18 protein-coding genes, 1 pseudogene and 1 riboswitch are annotated in these 15,831 nt (G+C 54.3%); of the genes and pseudogenes, 17 read left to right on the top strand and 2 right to left on the bottom strand.

The window, feature by feature from the left end; all coding sequences use genetic code 11:
• Positions 1-9 precede the first annotated feature (9 nt).
• From NSQ51_RS10505 to lysA, 14 genes are all read left to right on the top strand, one after another.
• Positions 10-846 (top strand): purine-nucleoside phosphorylase, encoded by an 837-nt coding sequence (locus NSQ51_RS10505; RefSeq protein ID WP_049625003.1) that lies wholly within the window; start codon positions 10-12, stop codon positions 844-846.
• Positions 847-851: 5 nt separating this feature from the next.
• Positions 852-2,153: a pyrimidine-nucleoside phosphorylase gene (locus NSQ51_RS10500; RefSeq protein WP_049625002.1), complete on the top strand. Its 1,302-nt coding sequence runs from the start codon at positions 852-854 to the stop codon at positions 2,151-2,153.
• 167 nt (positions 2,154-2,320) lie between these two features.
• On the top strand, positions 2,321-3,496 hold the full coding sequence (locus NSQ51_RS10495) for a D-alanyl-D-alanine carboxypeptidase family protein (RefSeq protein ID WP_049625001.1): 1,176 nt from the start codon (positions 2,321-2,323) through the stop codon (positions 3,494-3,496).
• A gap of 125 nt (positions 3,497-3,621) precedes the next feature.
• On the top strand, positions 3,622-3,972 hold the full coding sequence (gene spoIIAA / locus NSQ51_RS10490; RefSeq protein WP_011231792.1) for an anti-sigma F factor antagonist: 351 nt from the start codon (positions 3,622-3,624) through the stop codon (positions 3,970-3,972).
• The gene (gene spoIIAB / locus NSQ51_RS10485; protein WP_033017151.1) at positions 3,973-4,413 is read left to right on the top strand and encodes an anti-sigma F factor; all 441 of its coding nucleotides are present in this window, start codon (positions 3,973-3,975) and stop codon (positions 4,411-4,413) included. It abuts the gene before it with no gap.
• 13 nt (positions 4,414-4,426) lie between these two features.
• Positions 4,427-5,179: an RNA polymerase sporulation sigma factor SigF gene (sigF, locus tag NSQ51_RS10480; protein ID WP_033017150.1), complete on the top strand. Its 753-nt coding sequence runs from the start codon at positions 4,427-4,429 to the stop codon at positions 5,177-5,179.
• A gap of 312 nt (positions 5,180-5,491) precedes the next feature.
• Positions 5,492-6,115, top strand: coding sequence for a stage V sporulation protein AA (locus NSQ51_RS10475; protein ID WP_033017149.1), 624 nt, complete (start codon positions 5,492-5,494; stop codon positions 6,113-6,115).
• On the top strand, positions 6,102-6,533 hold the full coding sequence (locus tag NSQ51_RS10470; RefSeq protein ID WP_049625000.1) for a stage V sporulation protein AB: 432 nt from the start codon (positions 6,102-6,104) through the stop codon (positions 6,531-6,533). Before NSQ51_RS10475 ends, NSQ51_RS10470 begins: the two co-directional genes overlap by 14 nt.
• A gap of 17 nt (positions 6,534-6,550) precedes the next feature.
• Entirely contained in the window at positions 6,551-6,979 is a 429-nt protein-coding gene (locus NSQ51_RS10465; RefSeq protein ID WP_011231787.1) for a SpoVA/SpoVAEb family sporulation membrane protein, read from the top strand.
• An 18-nt stretch (positions 6,980-6,997) separates the two neighbouring features.
• Positions 6,998-8,026, top strand: coding sequence for a stage V sporulation protein AD (gene spoVAD / locus NSQ51_RS10460; RefSeq protein ID WP_033017144.1), 1,029 nt, complete (start codon positions 6,998-7,000; stop codon positions 8,024-8,026).
• Positions 8,027-8,065: 39 nt separating this feature from the next.
• Positions 8,066-8,416, top strand: coding sequence for a SpoVA/SpoVAEb family sporulation membrane protein (locus tag NSQ51_RS10455; protein ID WP_033017142.1), 351 nt, complete (start codon positions 8,066-8,068; stop codon positions 8,414-8,416).
• A gap of 5 nt (positions 8,417-8,421) precedes the next feature.
• Complete coding sequence (locus NSQ51_RS10450) at positions 8,422-9,033, top strand: stage V sporulation protein AE (protein WP_020278271.1); 612 nt, start codon at positions 8,422-8,424, stop codon at positions 9,031-9,033.
• Positions 8,981-10,459, top strand: a complete 1,479-nt coding sequence (locus NSQ51_RS10445; RefSeq protein WP_049624999.1) for a spore germination protein — start codon at positions 8,981-8,983, stop codon at positions 10,457-10,459. Before NSQ51_RS10450 ends, NSQ51_RS10445 begins: the two co-directional genes overlap by 53 nt.
• 332 nt (positions 10,460-10,791) lie before the next feature.
• On the top strand, positions 10,792-12,111 hold the full coding sequence (gene lysA / locus NSQ51_RS10440) for a diaminopimelate decarboxylase (RefSeq protein ID WP_049626210.1): 1,320 nt from the start codon (positions 10,792-10,794) through the stop codon (positions 12,109-12,111).
• A 69-nt stretch (positions 12,112-12,180) separates the two neighbouring features.
• On the opposite strand, the pseudogene NSQ51_RS10435 reads toward lysA, so the two are convergent.
• Both NSQ51_RS10435 and NSQ51_RS10430 read right to left on the bottom strand, forming a co-directional pair.
• A pseudogene (locus NSQ51_RS10435) lies at positions 12,181-13,059 on the bottom strand (DUF1002 domain-containing protein).
• A 211-nt stretch (positions 13,060-13,270) separates the two neighbouring features.
• Positions 13,271-13,588, bottom strand: coding sequence for a hypothetical protein (locus NSQ51_RS10430; protein WP_049624996.1), 318 nt, complete (start codon positions 13,586-13,588; stop codon positions 13,271-13,273).
• Between the two features lie 203 nt (positions 13,589-13,791).
• On the opposite strand from NSQ51_RS10430, the gene NSQ51_RS10425 reads away from it, so the two are divergent.
• The 3 genes from NSQ51_RS10425 to ribD all read left to right on the top strand — a co-directional run bounded on the left by NSQ51_RS10425 (position 13,792) and on the right by ribD (position 15,830).
• The gene (locus tag NSQ51_RS10425; RefSeq protein WP_012820689.1) at positions 13,792-14,232 is read left to right on the top strand and encodes a peptidylprolyl isomerase; all 441 of its coding nucleotides are present in this window, start codon (positions 13,792-13,794) and stop codon (positions 14,230-14,232) included.
• A complete protein-coding gene (locus NSQ51_RS10420; protein WP_255350139.1) occupies positions 14,219-14,347 on the top strand; it encodes a hypothetical protein in 129 nt (42 codons plus the stop codon). Before NSQ51_RS10425 ends, NSQ51_RS10420 begins: the two co-directional genes overlap by 14 nt.
• A gap of 47 nt (positions 14,348-14,394) precedes the next feature.
• A riboswitch (FMN riboswitch) is annotated at positions 14,395-14,528 on the top strand.
• A 204-nt stretch (positions 14,529-14,732) separates the two neighbouring features.
• Entirely contained in the window at positions 14,733-15,830 is a 1,098-nt protein-coding gene (ribD, locus tag NSQ51_RS10415) for a bifunctional diaminohydroxyphosphoribosylaminopyrimidine deaminase/5-amino-6-(5-phosphoribosylamino)uracil reductase RibD (RefSeq protein WP_080985682.1), read from the top strand.
• The last annotated feature ends 1 nt before the right edge of the window (position 15,831 follow it).

The raw sequence follows: 15,831 nt of genomic DNA, 5'->3' as shown, positions 1-15,831 counted from the left end.
GGGAAAAGAATGGATCGACAAGCGATTGAAAAAACCTCCGGTCATTTGCGCCCATTGATGCCAACTCCGCCTGAAATCGGTCTCATTCTCGGCTCGGGGCTCGGCGTGCTCGCTGATGAAATCGAAGAGGCGGTTCGCATTCCGTATGAAGATATTCCCGGATTTCCAGTGTCGACCGTTGAAGGACACGCTGGACGGCTCGTATATGGGCGGCTTGAGGGGGCGACCGTTGTCGCCATGCAAGGGCGGTTTCATTATTATGAAGGGTATTCGCTTCAAGAAGTGACGTTTCCCATCCGGGTGATGAAGGCGCTTGGCGTCCGCGAATTGATCGTGACAAACGCTGCGGGCGGCATCAACGAACGGTTCCAGCCCGGCGATTTCATGATCATTTCCGACCATATCAACTTGCTGGGCACAAATCCGCTCATTGGTCCGAACGATCCGGAGCTTGGTCCTCGCTTTCCAGACATGACGGAAGCGTACAGCCGGCGGCTGCGCGAGCTCGCCAAGGAAACGGCGGCGAGACTTGGCGTTCGCGTGCATGAAGGAGTATATGTCGCCAATACGGGGCCGTCGTACGAAACGCCGGCGGAAATCCGCATGATTCGTACGCTCGGCGGCGATGCGGTCGGCATGTCGACCGTCCCGGAAGTGATCGTCGCCCGCCACGGCGGCATTGAGGTGCTCGGCATTTCGTGCATTTCGAATATGGCTGCAGGGATGTCGGATGCTCCGCTTCACCACGACGAAGTGGTTGAAACGGCCGAGCGGGTGAAGACGGACTTTTTGCGGCTTGTGAAAGCGATTGTCGCCGAAATGGCGAAATCAAAACGAAAAAGGTGACCGCGATGCGAATGGTCGATTTGATTGCGAAAAAGCGCGACGGAAAGGCGCTGACGAAGGAAGAAATTGAGTGGATCGTCCGAGGGTATACAAACGGGGACATTCCCGATTACCAAATGAGCGCGCTCGCGATGGCGATTTATTTTCGCGGCATGACCGAGGAAGAAACGGCCGCGCTGACGATGGCGATGGTGCACTCCGGCGAAATGCTCGATTTGTCGAGTATTCGCGGCGTGAAAGTCGATAAACATTCGACCGGCGGGGTCGGCGATACGACGACGCTCGTTTTAGGGCCGCTTGTCGCTTCTGTCGGCGTGCCGGTGGCGAAAATGTCTGGGCGCGGCCTCGGCCATACGGGCGGCACGATCGACAAACTCGAGTCCGTGCCCGGGTTTCATGTCGAGATCAGCAAAGACGAGTTCATTCGACTCGTGAATGAAAACGGAATCGCCATTATCGGCCAAACGGGCGATTTGACACCGGCTGACAAAAAGCTATATGCGCTTCGCGATGTGACGGCGACCGTCAACAGCATTCCGCTCATCGCCTCGTCGATCATGAGCAAAAAAATCGCCGCTGGGGCTGATGCCATCGTCTTGGATGTGAAAACGGGCGCCGGAGCGTTTATGAAGAAACTTGACGAGGCGCGCCGGCTCGCTCGAGTGATGGTCGACATTGGCAAGCGCGTCGGCCGCCGGACGATGGCGGTCATTTCTGACATGAGCCAGCCGCTCGGCTATGCCGTCGGCAACGCCTTGGAAGTGAAAGAGGCCATCGAAACGTTAAAAGGAAACGGGCCGCACGATTTAACCGAACTTTGTTTGACGCTCGGCAGCCATATGGTCTATTTGGCGGAGAAGGCGCCATCGCTTGATGAGGCGCGCCGTTTGCTTGAAGAGGCGATTCGCAGCGGGGCCGCCATCGCGGCGTTCAAAACGTTTTTGGCCGCTCAAGGTGGAGATGCATCGGTCGTCGACGATCTGGATAAATTGCCCAAGGCGGCCTATACGTCGACCGTCACGGCGGCTGCCGACGGCTATGTCGCCGAGATGGCCGCCGATGACATCGGCACGGCCGCCATGTGGCTCGGCGCCGGCCGGGCGAAAAAAGAAGACGTGATCGATTTGGCGGTCGGCATTGTGCTCCATAAAAAAATCGGCGATCGCGTGCAGAAAGGGGAAGCGCTCGCCACGATTCACAGCAACCGGCCAGATGTGCTTGACGTGAAAGAAAAGATCGAGGCGGCTATTCGTCTGTCGCCGCAGCCGGTTGCTCGGCCGCCGCTCATTTATGAGACCATCGTATAGAGAGGGACGCTGGCGATCCGCAAGGAAAAAAGCAGTTGTTCAAGTAGAAGACGCCTGAAACGCGTGTTTCGGGCGTTTTTTTTTGTTTTTTGGAAAATGAGCTGTTTTTTGTATAAAAATATCTCGCCTGGAAAAAATGGCATGTATAAAGAATGGAGGTTTGGGAGATGAAAACGAAAGTCACTCGTCTTCTTTTATTGCCGTTTCTTCTTTTTCTTCCTCTTTCTGCCCATGCCGAGGCGAAAGAGATGAAGGAGGCGAAAGTGAAGCTGGCCGATGAGGCGAAATCAGCCATTTTGATTGAACGCGACACCGGCAAAGTATTGTATGAAAAAAATGCCCATGAACCATTGCCGCCGGCGAGCATGACGAAAATTATGACGATGCTGTTGATCATGGAAGCCATCGATGAAGGAAAGCTGTCCTACGATGAAAAAGTGCGGGCGAGCGAATACGCCGCGTCAATGGGTGGATCGCAAATTTTCCTCGAGCCGGGCGAGGAAATGACCGTCGATGAGATGCTGCACGGCATTGCCATCGGTTCGGCCAACGACGCGTCGGTCGCTATGGCTGAGCAGATCGCCGGGTCGGAAGAAGCATTTGTCGAGATGATGAATAAAAAAGCGAAACAGCTTGGCTTAAAAAACACCCATTTCGTCAATGCGACCGGCCTGCCGGCGGAACATCACTACAGCAGCGCTTATGATATGGCCATGATGGCGCGCGAACTGTTGAAATATGAAGATATTACGAAATATACGAGCAAGTACGAAGACTATTTGCGCGAAAATACGGACAAAAAATTTTGGCTCGTCAATACGAACCGGCTTGTCAAATTTTATCCGGGCGTTGACGGCCTGAAAACCGGATATACAGCCGAAGCGAAATATTGTTTGACCGCCACGGCGAAAAAGAACGGCATGCGCGTCATCGCTGTTGTGTTTGGAGCACCGACGCCGAAATCGCGCAATGCGCAAATTACGAAGATGCTCGATTACGCGTTTTCCCAATATCGAACTCACCAGGTGTACAAACGGAATGAAACAGTCGCCCGCGTCAACATAAGCAAAGGCAAACGGTCATCCGTCGAAGCGGTGACGTCGGAGTCGGTGTCGGTGCTGACGAAAAAAGGACAGTCGGTCGAGCAGATCGAAAAAGTGATCAAAGTGAAAGACAATGTGAAAGCACCCGTTCGCAAAGGCGATGAGCTTGGCGTCCTCATTTTAAAACAGGATGGAAAAGAAATTTTGCACAGCCCGATCGTCGCCAAGCAAACGGTCGAAGAAGCGAGCTTTTGGGATTTGTTTAAGCGGGTGTTTGGCCGCTTCGTGCAAGTGGGATAATGTCAAGTTTTGCGGTCTTTTCGCTCTCTTTGGCGAACGACCACTAGTTTTGTCGGGCGGCAGGATTTCGGGCGGACAGCAGCGAAATGTCTCCATATCCTGAAATGGACAAGGGGGAACACGCTGTGAGTCTCGCGATCGACTTGGAAGTGAAGCAAGACGTGCTCATCGTTCGCCTGTCTGGGGAGCTTGACCATCATACAGCCGAAGAATTGCGTGAACAAGTGACGGATGTGCTCGAAAACCGAGCGATCCGCCATATCGTGCTCAATTTAGGACAATTGACGTTCATGGACAGCTCTGGCCTCGGCGTCATTCTCGGACGCTATAAACAAATCAAAAACGTCGGCGGGCAGATGGTTGTATGCGCCGTATCGCCGGCCGTCAAACGGCTGTTTGACATGTCGGGTCTGTTTAAAATCATCCGCGTTGAGGCGGATGAGCAATTCGCCTTGCAAGCATTGGGGGTGGCGTAAATGCGCAACGAAATGCACCTCCAATTTTCTGCCCGCAGCGAAAATGAATCGTTCGCCCGTGTGACTGTGGCGGCGTTCGTCGCCCAGCTTGACCCGACGATGGACGAACTGACGGAAATTAAAACGGTTGTCTCTGAGGCGGTGACAAACGCGATCATTCACGGCTACAACAACGATCCGAACGGCATCGTCTCCATTTCGGTCATCATTGAAGACGGTGTCGTCCATTTGACGGTGAGAGACGAAGGAGTCGGCATTCCTGACATCGAAGAAGCGCGCCAGCCGTTGTTTACGACAAAGCCCGAGCTCGAGCGGTCAGGGATGGGCTTTACCATTATGGAAAACTTCATGGACGAAGTCATCGTCGAATCGGAAGTGAATAAAGGGACGACTGTGTATTTGAAAAAGCATATTGTGAAAAGCAAAGCGTTATGTAACTGAGGGAGACATGCCTATGGATGTCGATGTCAAGCAAGGTCAGTCGCCAATCAAAGATCAGGAGATGAAAGAGCTGATCCGCCGCAGCCAAGAAGGCGATCAAGAAGCGCGTGATGAAATTATTGAAAAAAACATGCGCCTCGTCTGGTCGGTCGTTCAACGTTTTTTAAACCGCGGCTATGAAGCGGATGACTTGTTTCAAATCGGCTGCATCGGCTTGTTAAAGTCGGTCGACAAGTTTGACCTGTCATATGACGTCAAGTTTTCGACGTACGCCGTGCCGATGATCATTGGGGAGATTCAGCGGTTTCTTCGCGACGACGGCACCGTCAAAGTGAGCCGTTCGCTGAAAGAGATGGGCAACAAAATCCGCAAGGCGAAAGATGAGCTGTCGAAAACGCGCGGGCGGGCGCCGACGGTTACGGAAATCGCCGACCATTTAGGCATTTCGCCAGAAGACGTTGTTCTGGCTCAAGAGGCGGTCCGCTTGCCGACATCGATTCACGAAACGGTGTACGAAAACGACGGCGATCCGATTACGTTGCTTGATCAAATTGCTGACGCCGACGAGGCGTCATGGTTTGACAAAATCGCCTTAAAAAAAGCGATCGAAGAACTCGACGAGCGTGAGAGGCTGATCGTCTATTTGCGCTATTACAAAGACCAAACCCAGTCCGAAGTGGCATCGAGGCTCGGCATCTCTCAAGTGCAAGTATCCCGGCTGGAAAAGAAAATATTGCAGCACATAAAGGACAAAATGGACGGATAGTCCATTTTGTCCGCACGGAGTGGGCAACAAAATGGACGGATAGTCCATTTTGTCCGCACAAAGTGTTCTCAAAATGGACGGATGTCAATTCATCGGCGGTGAACCATGAATCGCATCCGTCTTTTGGTCTGTAAGCGCATTTTGGAACGCTTTTTCCAGAGCAAGCAACAAAAGTCTAAAAAAGAATGGGCATTTTTTGCCCATTCTTTTCTATTTTTATGAAATCGATGGTGAACGCCGACAGGCCGCATGATCGGTGTTTTTGCCAACCAAACTAAAGAAAAACAAAATGGGGATAAAGGTGTGAAGCAGATGGCAACCACTGTGTTTATTAAGCCACGCCATCGCGTGCAAGTGAAACCGGGAGCGGTCGTCACGCTCGGAGAAGTGGCCCAAATGACGGGAGGAGATGGCGGGCTGATTCGCCGGCTGAAGGCGATTCCGCTCTACCGCATCCAGCCGAGCGACAAGAACATCGTCATTATCGATATGATGCACATTGTTCGGGCTGTGCTTGATGCCGACCCGTCGCTTGATGTGCAGATGGTCGGCCCCTCACAGACGATCGTGGAAGTTGTGTACGAAAAACGGCGGTTTTCAATGGCTTCTTTTCTTCTCGTTTGGCTTCTTTTGTTCGTCGGTTCAGCCATGGCGATCATGAATTTCCACGAAGATGTGAGCATGCAGCAAGCGCATCGCCATCTTTACCAGATGATGACCGGCCAATCGGTCGATAAACCGCTGCTTTTGCAAATTCCATATTCGCTTGGGCTCGGCATCGGGATGATTTTATTTTTCAACCATTGGTTCCGCAAACGAATCAACGAGGAGCCCAGCCCTCTTGAAGTCGAAATGTTCAACTACCAGCAGGCGATCGATCAATACGTCATTTTGCACGAAAACAAAGAAAGCATGAGGCATCTTGACGACGCTTAAGGTGTTGCTGGTAGTGTTCGTCGGCTTTGCTGGAGGGCTGGCGGTCGGAACCGGGTTTGTCGCCTTTTTGGTTGTGCTTGGCGTCATTCCGCGCTTGACGCAGCTGACGAAAACGACGAAGCGCATTCACGCCTATGAGTGGAGTGCTGTCGCGGGTGCCATTGTCGGCGGCTGGATGAGCCTGTGCAATTCGGTGTGGCATTTATCCAAATATTGGCTTGTGCCGATCGGATTGTTTCATGGTGTGTTTATCGGAATGCTCGCTGCCGCTTTAACAGAGGTGTTGAACGTTTGGCCGATTTTAGCGAAGCGGATCGGCGTCGATGATAAAATCGTCATTTTACTTATGGCCATCGCCTTTGGCAAAGTGGCCGGTTCGTTGTTTCATTGGCTTTATTTTGTCGATCACTTTCGCTGACAAAGGAGGAAGGAAACGTGGGATTAAAGTCCGATTATGTCCGTGAGGTGAAGGCGTTTCAGCCTTCTCCCCCATACGCCGCCAATGCGGTAAAAGCGTTTCTTGTCGGCGGGGCGCTTTGTGCGTTGGCGCAATGGCTCGTTGATTGGTATGGCGGCACGTTTGCCGCTTCGCCGCTCGAGGCTCATCTGTGGGCGTCTATGGTGATGGCCGGATTGGCGATTGTGCTGACGGCCGTCGGGAAATATGATGATTTCAGCCAATTTGCCGGTGCGGGGGCGACGATGCTCATTACAGGGCTGGCCAATGCCATCGCGAGCGCTGCCATCGAACATCGCAGCGAAGGATGGACGGCCGGGGTGGCCGGGCAGATGTTGAAAGCCGGTGGGGCAGCGGTCATTTATGGTCTGATTGCCGCCTATGTGCTTGGCCTTGTTTGGCCGTGACGAAAAGAGGGATTGGCCATGAAACGTGTCGGAAAGCAGACATGGGTGTTTGACGATGGTGTTTACATCCAAGCGGCCGCTGCCGCAGTCGGGCCGCTTGAAGCCGACGGGCCGCTCGGAAGTTATTTTGATGTTTGTCATCGCGACTTATATTGCGGCGAAGCGACGTGGGAGCTGGCCGAGCGGAGGCTGATGCGGGAGGCGGTGGATTGCTGCTTGCAAAAGGCGGGCGTCTCTGCCGAAGAAGTCGATCTATTTTTGGCCGGTGATTTGTTAAACCAAAATGCGACATCGAACTATGTCGCCCGCGAGCTGCCGATTCCGTTTTTATGCTTGTTCGGCGCCTGTTCGACCTCGATGCAAACGTTGGCGGCAGCCGCTGCGTTTGTCGCTGGTGGATTGGCTGATCGGGCGCTTGCGGCGACAAGCAGTCATAACGCGACGGCCGAACGGCAGTTTCGCTACCCGACTGAACTGGGGGTGCAAAAGCCGAAAACGGCGACGTTCACCGTCACGGGCGCCGGTGCCGCTCTCGTTGGCCGCGCGCCGGGACGTTGGCGCGTCCGGGCGGCGACGATCGGCAAAGTCGTTGACGCCGGGCTGAAAAACCCACTCGACATGGGGGCGGCGATGGCCCCGGCGGCGGCCGATACGATCGAGCAGCATTTCCGTGACTTAGGCGTCTCGCCGGGCGATTACGATTTGATTGTCACCGGCGACTTGTCGCGCGTCGGCAGCGTCATCGTCCGCGAGTTGCTTGCTGAATCAGGCTACGATGTGACCGACGTTTACAACGATTGCGGGATGATGATTTACCGGCCAGATCAAAAGGTGTTCGCCGGCGGCAGCGGCTGCGCCTGCTCGGCGGTCGTCACGTACGGGTATTTGCTTCAAGAGCTCGCCCGCGGAACGTTTCGACGCCTGTTTGTCGTCGCTACCGGGGCGCTCTTGAGTCAAACGATGGTGCAGCAAAAACAGTCGATCCCAGCGATCGCTCACGGCGTCGTCATCGAAGCGGCTGGACAGGAGTCGGATTTGCCGCCGTAGGACGTCTTTTATTTGGGAACGATCAGGAGGGAATGTGATATGGAATACGTCCGTGCCTTTCTCGCCGGCGGGCTGCTGTGCGCCATCGTTCAGCTCATCATCGACCGCGGCAAATGGACGCCGGCTGGCGTCGCCGGTTCGCTTGTCGTCTTTGGCGTACTCCTTGGCTTTGGCGGCGTCTATGATCCATTCGTCGCTTGGGCTGGCGCCGGGGCGACGATGCCGCTATGCGGATTTGGGTATTGGTTGGCGAAAGGGGCCATGGTAGAACCGCGGCCGGAGGGATTTGTCGAAACCGGAGCAGCGGTGTTCCGATTTGCCGGCGCCTTGTTCGCTTTTATCGTGGCTGGCTCTTTTGCCGCGGCGCTCACTTGCAAACCGAAAGGGTAGAGATGATGGAAAAACGACGAGTCATTTTAGTAACGGATGGGGACGAGTTCGCCTGCCGGGCGATTGAGCGGGTTGCAGCCGAAATCGGCGGCCGTTGCATTTCTCGCTCGCAAGGCAATCCAACGAAACTGAGCGGTGAACAGTTGGTCGAACTCATTTTGCAAACGCCGCACGATCCAGTGTTTGTCATGTTTGACGATTGCGGCGCCCTCGGGGAGGGGGCCGGAGAGCAGGCGCTTCGCTATGTGGCGACGCATGAGCAAATCCAAGTGCTCGGGGCGCTGGCGGTTGCCTCCAATACGCACCAGCATGAATGGACAAAAGTGCATGTGAGCATCGACCGTGACGGCGTGATGACCGAATATGGGGTCGATAAAGAAGGCGTCCGGGACCTCGAGATCGGGCGGATCAATGGCGATACCGTCTACTGCCTTGACCGGCTGAACATTCCGCTCATCGTCGGCATCGGCGACATCGGCAAAATGGGATATCGAGACCATGCGAAATACGGAGCGCCGATTACGCGCAAGGCGGTCGAGTTGATTCTCGAAAGGAGTGGTGGCCATGCCGGAAAAAGAAAAGAAACCGAAAGCGCCGATCGCGAAGCGGCTCGTTGACAACGCGAAGTTTTTGCAACAGCGGATCGGCGTCGGGACAAGCTTTGATTTAGGCGTGCGGAAAATCTATATCCTAAACCGGGAAGTACATATTTACTACTGCAACGGTTTATGCGATACGCAATACATTATCGAATTGTTAAAACAAATTGTGCACGTCAACGATGATGAACGCCAGGCGTCCCAAGCGTGGCAGATCATCGAAAATCGACTCGTTCATCAGCAAGTCAGTCCGGTGACGAGCCTCGACGAAGCGGTTGACAAGCTGCTGTCGGGCTTGATCATCGTCTTAATTGAAGGCGAATCGACCGGATTTGCTGTCGACGTCCGCAGCTATCCGGGTCGGCAGCCGCAAGAGCCGGATACGGAAAAAGTTGTGCGCGGCGCCCGCGACGGCTATGTCGAGAACATCATTGTCAACACGGCGCTCACCCGCCGCCGCATCCGCGACGAGCGGCTGCGCTTTGAAATTTTGCAAGTCGGCGAGCGGTCAAAAACGGACGTATGCATCGCCTATATTAAAGACGTCGCTGACCCGGGGCTTGTTGAACTCGTCAAGAAAGAGTTGCAGCAAATCAACGTCGATGGACTGACGATGGGCGACAAAACAGTTGAAGAGTTTTTAGTCAAGCAAGGATACAACCCGTACCCGCTCGTCCGTTACACCGAGAGGCCAGATGTAGCAGCGACGCACCTGCTTGAAGGGCACGTGCTCATTATGGTTGATACATCGCCAAGCGTCATCATCACGCCGACAACATTTTTTCACCACGTCCAGCATGCCGAGGAATACCGGCAGTCGCCAGGGGTCGGGACGTTTGTGCGCTGGGTGCGGTTTTTAGGCATTTTGACGTCGTTGTTTTTGCCGCCGCTTTGGGTGCTGTTTGTCCTTGAGCCTGAACTGCTGCCGAAAGAGTGGGGGTTCATCGGTCCGAACAAGCAAACGAATATTCCGATCATCGTGCAAATTTTGATCGCTGATTTTGGAATTGAGCTTTTGCGGATGGCAGCCATTCATACGCCGACGCCGCTCTCTACGGCGATGGGCTTGATCGCCGCTGTCTTGATCGGGCAAATCGCGATTGACGTTGGGCTGTTTGTGTCGGAAGTCATCTTGTATGTTTCCGTCGCGGCGATCGGTTCATTTGCAACGCCGAGCTATGAGCTGAGCGTGGCCAATAAAATTTCCCGCCTGGCGCTCGTCGTGCTCGTCTTCTTGTTTAAGGTGCCCGGATTCGTCATCGGCGCGACGGTTTATTTGCTTTGGCTCGTTAGCATCCGTTCCCTCAACACGCCGTACTTATGGCCGTTCATTCCGTTTGACCCGGCGGCATTTATGCAAATTGTCGTCCGCCGCTCGGCGGCCGGGGCGAAAGTGCGTCCGAGCATCGTTCATCCGCAGGACGTGCGAAAGCAACCGACATGACGCAGATCGTCATCGCACAAGCGGCCGTTTCCATTGGCATATATGGACGGCCGCTTTCTCCCTTTTGGCGCTATTGAAACTTTTTTATAATTATGATACGTTATACTTGACGTTTCGCACCTTTGCAAGCGCCATTGGCAAGTCGTCCGTCCGCCTAAGGAGGGCGGGCGCTCGATGCAGAGGGCGCACGCGGCTGTATGACAGCCTGCCATGCGGCGGGGCTGATTGCTCTGCGGCTTTGTTTTTTTCAAGGCAGGCGCCGGTTGCGAAACTGTCTTTTTTGCTTTTGGTATGCATGTTTGCGCCACTTTGATGAGGAATGAGGGATTTCAATGTTTTTTCATGGGACGAGCCGCGTCAATGAAAAAGGGCACTTGGAAATTGGCGGCGTCGATACGGTCGAGTTGGCGAAAACGTATGGAACGCCGCTTTATATTTATGACGTTGCTTTGATCCGCGCGCGGGCGCGCGCGTTTAAGGGAGCGTTCCGCCGCCATGGCGTGCAGGCGCAAGTCGCCTACGCCAGCAAGGCGTTTTCTTCAGTTGCCATGGTGCAGCTGGCCGCTGAGGAACAATTGTCGCTCGATGTCGTCTCAGGCGGGGAGCTGTATACGGCTTTGGCCGCCGGGTTCCCGCCGGAGCGCATCCATTTCCATGGCAACAACAAAAGCTGGGATGAACTGGCGATGGCGCTTGAACACGGGGTCGGCTGCATCGTGGCCGACAACTTTTACGAGCTCGAGCTGATTGAACAATTGGTGGGGCCATCCGGTCGAGCGGTTCCGGTTTTGCTTCGCGTGACGCCAGGGGTTGAGGCGCATACGCACGATTACATTTTAACCGGACAGGAAGACTCGAAGTTCGGCTTTGATTTGAATAACGGTCAAGCGGATGAAGCGTTCCGGCGCGTCATGGCGTCGGCTGCGTTTCAACTGCTCGGCGTCCATTGCCATATCGGATCGCAAATTTTTGAAACGACCGGCTTTGTGCTCGCCGCACGAAAAGTGTTTGCGAAGCTGGCCGAATGGCACAAAACGTGTGGGTTCGTTCCTGCGGTCGTCAACCTTGGCGGCGGCTTTGGCATCCGCTATACAGATGAAGACGACCCGATTCCGGTGTCAGCGTATGTCGACTGTATCGTGGATGAGGTGAAAACACAGGCGGAAGTGCATCAACTTCCGCTGCCGGAAATTTGGATTGAGCCCGGCCGCTCGCTCGTGGGGGATGCCGGAACGACGATTTATACGATCGGCTCGCGAAAAGAGGTGCCGAACGTCCGCACCTATATCGCCGTTGACGGCGGCATGAGCGACAACATCCGCCCGGCGCTGTATGGAGCGAAATACGAAGCGGTGCTGGCCAACCGGGTGTTGGGCGATCGGATGGAAGTTGTGTCCATTGCAGGGAAGTGTTGTGAATCAGGCGACATGCTCATTTGGGACATCGCACTTCCGGAAGCGAAACCGGGCGATTATTTAGCCGTCTTTTGCACCGGTGCTTATGGCTATTCGATGGCGAACAACTACAACCGTCTGCCGCGTCCGGCGGTCGTATTCGTCGAAAACGGCGACGCCCAGCTCGTCGTCAAACGGGAAACGTATGAAGACTTGATCCAATATGACTTGCCGTTGAAGGCGAAAGTCAACCAATGAAGGCGGCCCTGGAAAAGAACGGCCGCCGCCAAGAAGAGAAGGCGCCCTAATGCAGCAGGGCGCCTTCTCTCATTGTTGGTTGGCGGAAAAGGCCGATTTGATGGCATTCCAAATTTCTTTGAGGATGTCGATCAAATTTTGGATGAATGTTTTCCCTTATTCTGACTGCAAAAACGCAGACAGCTGCTCTTTCGCCTTGCTCAGCTGGTCGTTCACTTGGTCCCAATTGATGTCGGCGTTTTGCATTTTGTGAAAAAGGGAGACGAGAGCGTTGATTTCATCGGCGCTTAATGTGATGCCAAGATCATTGGCGATTTTTTCAATCAAGGCGCGCAAGTCAGCGTCCGTTTGCGGCGGGTTGTTGGCGATTTCCTCTTTGATTTTCGCCAGCAAGGCGACCGCTTTGTCCGCGCCGATCGAATCAGCGAGCTTGGCCGTTTGCACCATTTCCTCGTTGGCTACCTTTTTTACGTCATCTGGAATCACCTTGTCGGACGAAATTTCGTACGCCTTCATCAGCCCCGTCAGCGCTGCGGTGCCGGAAACCGGAAACGGAGCCGTGATATAAATATCGGCATCTTTCACCCCAGCGGTGATCAAGGCGTTTGTATACATCTCTTTCGTCACCCATGTGATGTTGTGCGTCTCAACGTGAAGCCCTGATCCCGGTTCACCGATGGTGATCATGGACGATGAGATGGCGCGCGTGCCGATTTGTGCCTTCGGGATGAGTCCATCCAAATATTTATGCTCCTCGGCGTTCGAGACCGTGATTGTCTGCGCTCCGTCCGGCGCTTTCATTTCTTCCAGCACTTTTTGTTTTTGTTCAGCGGTCAAATTTTCACCAAGCGTGACGATGACATCACCCGGCGCGGCATCGGCGGCTGCGATGGCCGGAAACGCCAGCAGCATCGCCCAAAGCAGCGATGAAGCAATCGTTCGTTTCACATTGCTCGCCTCCTATCTACCAACCATGCACTACCATTATAACGTACGCTGGCGTGAATTTCTATTCGGAACGGCGCTTTGCCTTCGCCGCCAAGCGGCGCACGAACAACAAATGCCAAAGCAAAATCAGAAACAGAAGCGGATATAAGGCGGCTGAATAGGAAAGCTTTCAGCCGTGGTAGTAAAAAATTTCTGTCCTCAGCGCCCCATTTCATACAAAAAGGAAAAGAGCGACCATCCGCCGATATAGGCGGCCTGCACCCAAATCGGATGATGTATCGGGTATCCGTTTAAAAACAAGGAGGTTGACGGTGACGTAAATGAAAACAATAAATACATAGGCCAGTCCGTCGACTCCAACATCAAAATACCCGTATAAATGGTACTTGACATCGAGAAACAAATCCGTTGAAAGGCCGAAGAAAACCGCAAACAGCGAAGTTGTATACATTTCAAGGCCTGAAAGCCGTTTTGGCATGAGGAGAAACGAAACAGAAAAGACGATTACCGTCACCGCCATCAACAACACCGTCGGACGCCCCCTTGCCAGTTTTGCTACGTCTATCATTCATCACTAGTGTACCCATTCCGATTCCATATAAATAATTATAATAAATATATTATATTAAAAAAACAATGAGCAGTTCGACGAGGCGGCATTTTGGCTTTCTTTCCCTTTCGAATCATGATATGATAAAAGCGGTTGAAGCGCAAAAAAGGAGCTGAAGTACCATGGCGAAAAAAGGATATATTTTGATGGAAAACGGTGGGAAAATCGAATTTGAACTATTCCCGAACGAAGCGCCGGTGACGGTGGCCAATTTTGAGAAGCTCGCAAACGAAGGCTTTTATAACGGGTTGACGTTCCACCGCGTCATCCCTGGATTTGTCAGCCAAGGAGGATGTCCACGCGGCAATGGAACGGGCGATGCCGGCTATACGATCCCGTGCGAGACGGACAACAATCCACACCGACATGTCACCGGCGCGATGTCCATGGCGCACCGCGGCCGCGACACCGGCAGCTGCCAGTTCTTTATCGTCCACGAGCCGCAGCCGCACTTGGATGGGGTGCACACCGTCTTTGGCCAAGTGACATCGGGCATGGACGTCGTGAAGACGATGAAAAACGGCGACGTGATGAAAGAAGTGAAAGTATTTGACGAACCGTAAGCAACGGACGGAAGACGAGGAGCGGACAAGCCGGAACAATTGGCTTTTGTTTTTCATTTTGCTGGGGATGAGCCTATTGTGGGGAGCGGCGTACTGGTTTTGGGTCGTACAATGATGATTTCCGGCCGCTCTTGTGGTATAATAAACCTAACAATATAGTGAAGCCTCCTTCGGGGCAGGGTGAAATTCCCGACCGGCGGTGATGAGACGCTATGCCTCTCAGCCCGCGAGCCGTATCGGCACGATCCGGTGTGATTCCGGAGCCGACAGTATAGTCTGGATGGGAGAAGGATGGCGATGTGCGCACGGTTGTTTTCGGCCGGCCTGGACGGCCGGCGCCGGTTTGGTGTAGCGGCGGCCGCTTTGTGTCGGTCGGTATGACATAGTTAACGAACAAGTGTTCTTGTTTGTTTGGCTGCACATCATGGTTCATTCTCTCATCAACGAACCCCCGGGGAAGTTCCGGGGGTTTATTTTTTTAGAAAAAAGGGGGGAGTGTGGTGTATCGCGATGAACATTATATGCGGCTTGCGCTCGATGTCGCGAAAGCCGGAATCGGGCAAACATCCCCCAATCCTGTCGTCGGTGCTGTTGTGGTCAATGGCGGAGCGGTCGTCGGGCTTGGCGCCCATTTAAAAGCGGGAGAGCCGCATGCGGAAGTGCATGCGATCCGCATGGCCGGCGAGAAGGCGCGCGGGGCAACGGTGTACGTGACGCTTGAGCCGTGCAGCCATTACGGCAAAACGCCTCCATGCGTGGATTTGCTCATTCAAGCCGGCGTCCGCCGCGTCGTCATCGCGACAACCGACCCGAATCCGCTCGTCGCCGGGAAAGGGATCGACAAGCTGCGACGGGCGGGCATTGAGGTCGATGTCGGGCTGCTGAAAGAAGAGGCGGATGAGCTCAACCGGGTGTTTTTTCACTATATCGCGGCAAAAACGCCGTTTGTGACGTTAAAATACGCGTGCAGCCTCGATGGGAAAATTGCGACGGCGACCGGGGAAAGCAAATGGATTACGTCCGAGGCGGCGCGCCAAGATGTGCACCGCCTTCGCGCCCAGCATGACGCCATTTTGGTCGGCGTCAACACCGTGTTGGCGGACAATCCGAAGTTGACGGTCCGCATCGGGGAGCAACGGAAAAATCCGCTCCGCATCATTTTGGATACAAACTTGCATACGCCGCTTGACGCCCATGTCGTCACCGACCGGGAGGCGGAAACGTGGATCATCACCGGAAGCGGCATCAGCTGGGAAAAGGCCGAGGCATACGAGCGCCTCGGGGTGCGCATCATCCCGATGGCGGCTGCGCACATTCATGTGCGCGACGTGCTCCGGCTGCTCGGTGAGCAGCGCATTACGTCGCTGTTTGTGGAAGGCGGCTCGCGCGTTCATGACAGTTTCCTCCGGGCAGGGGCGGTCAATGAAGTGGTCGCCTACATCGCCCCGAAGCTGATCGGCGGCCGCGAAGCGCCGACGCCGGTCGGCGGCCTCGGCTTCTCGCGCCTTGAAGAGGCGATGGAGCTTGACATCCGGCAGTTGGAGATGGTCGGCCCGGATATAAAAGTCGTTGCTGCGGTGAAAAAGAGGGGGGAGTAAG

Origin of the sequence: Geobacillus sp. FSL K6-0789 (assembly GCF_038593135.1) — a bacterium.
Taxonomy (GTDB): domain Bacteria; phylum Bacillota; class Bacilli; order Bacillales; family Anoxybacillaceae; genus Geobacillus; species Geobacillus stearothermophilus.
This window is presented reverse-complemented; position numbering and strand designations above follow the sequence as displayed.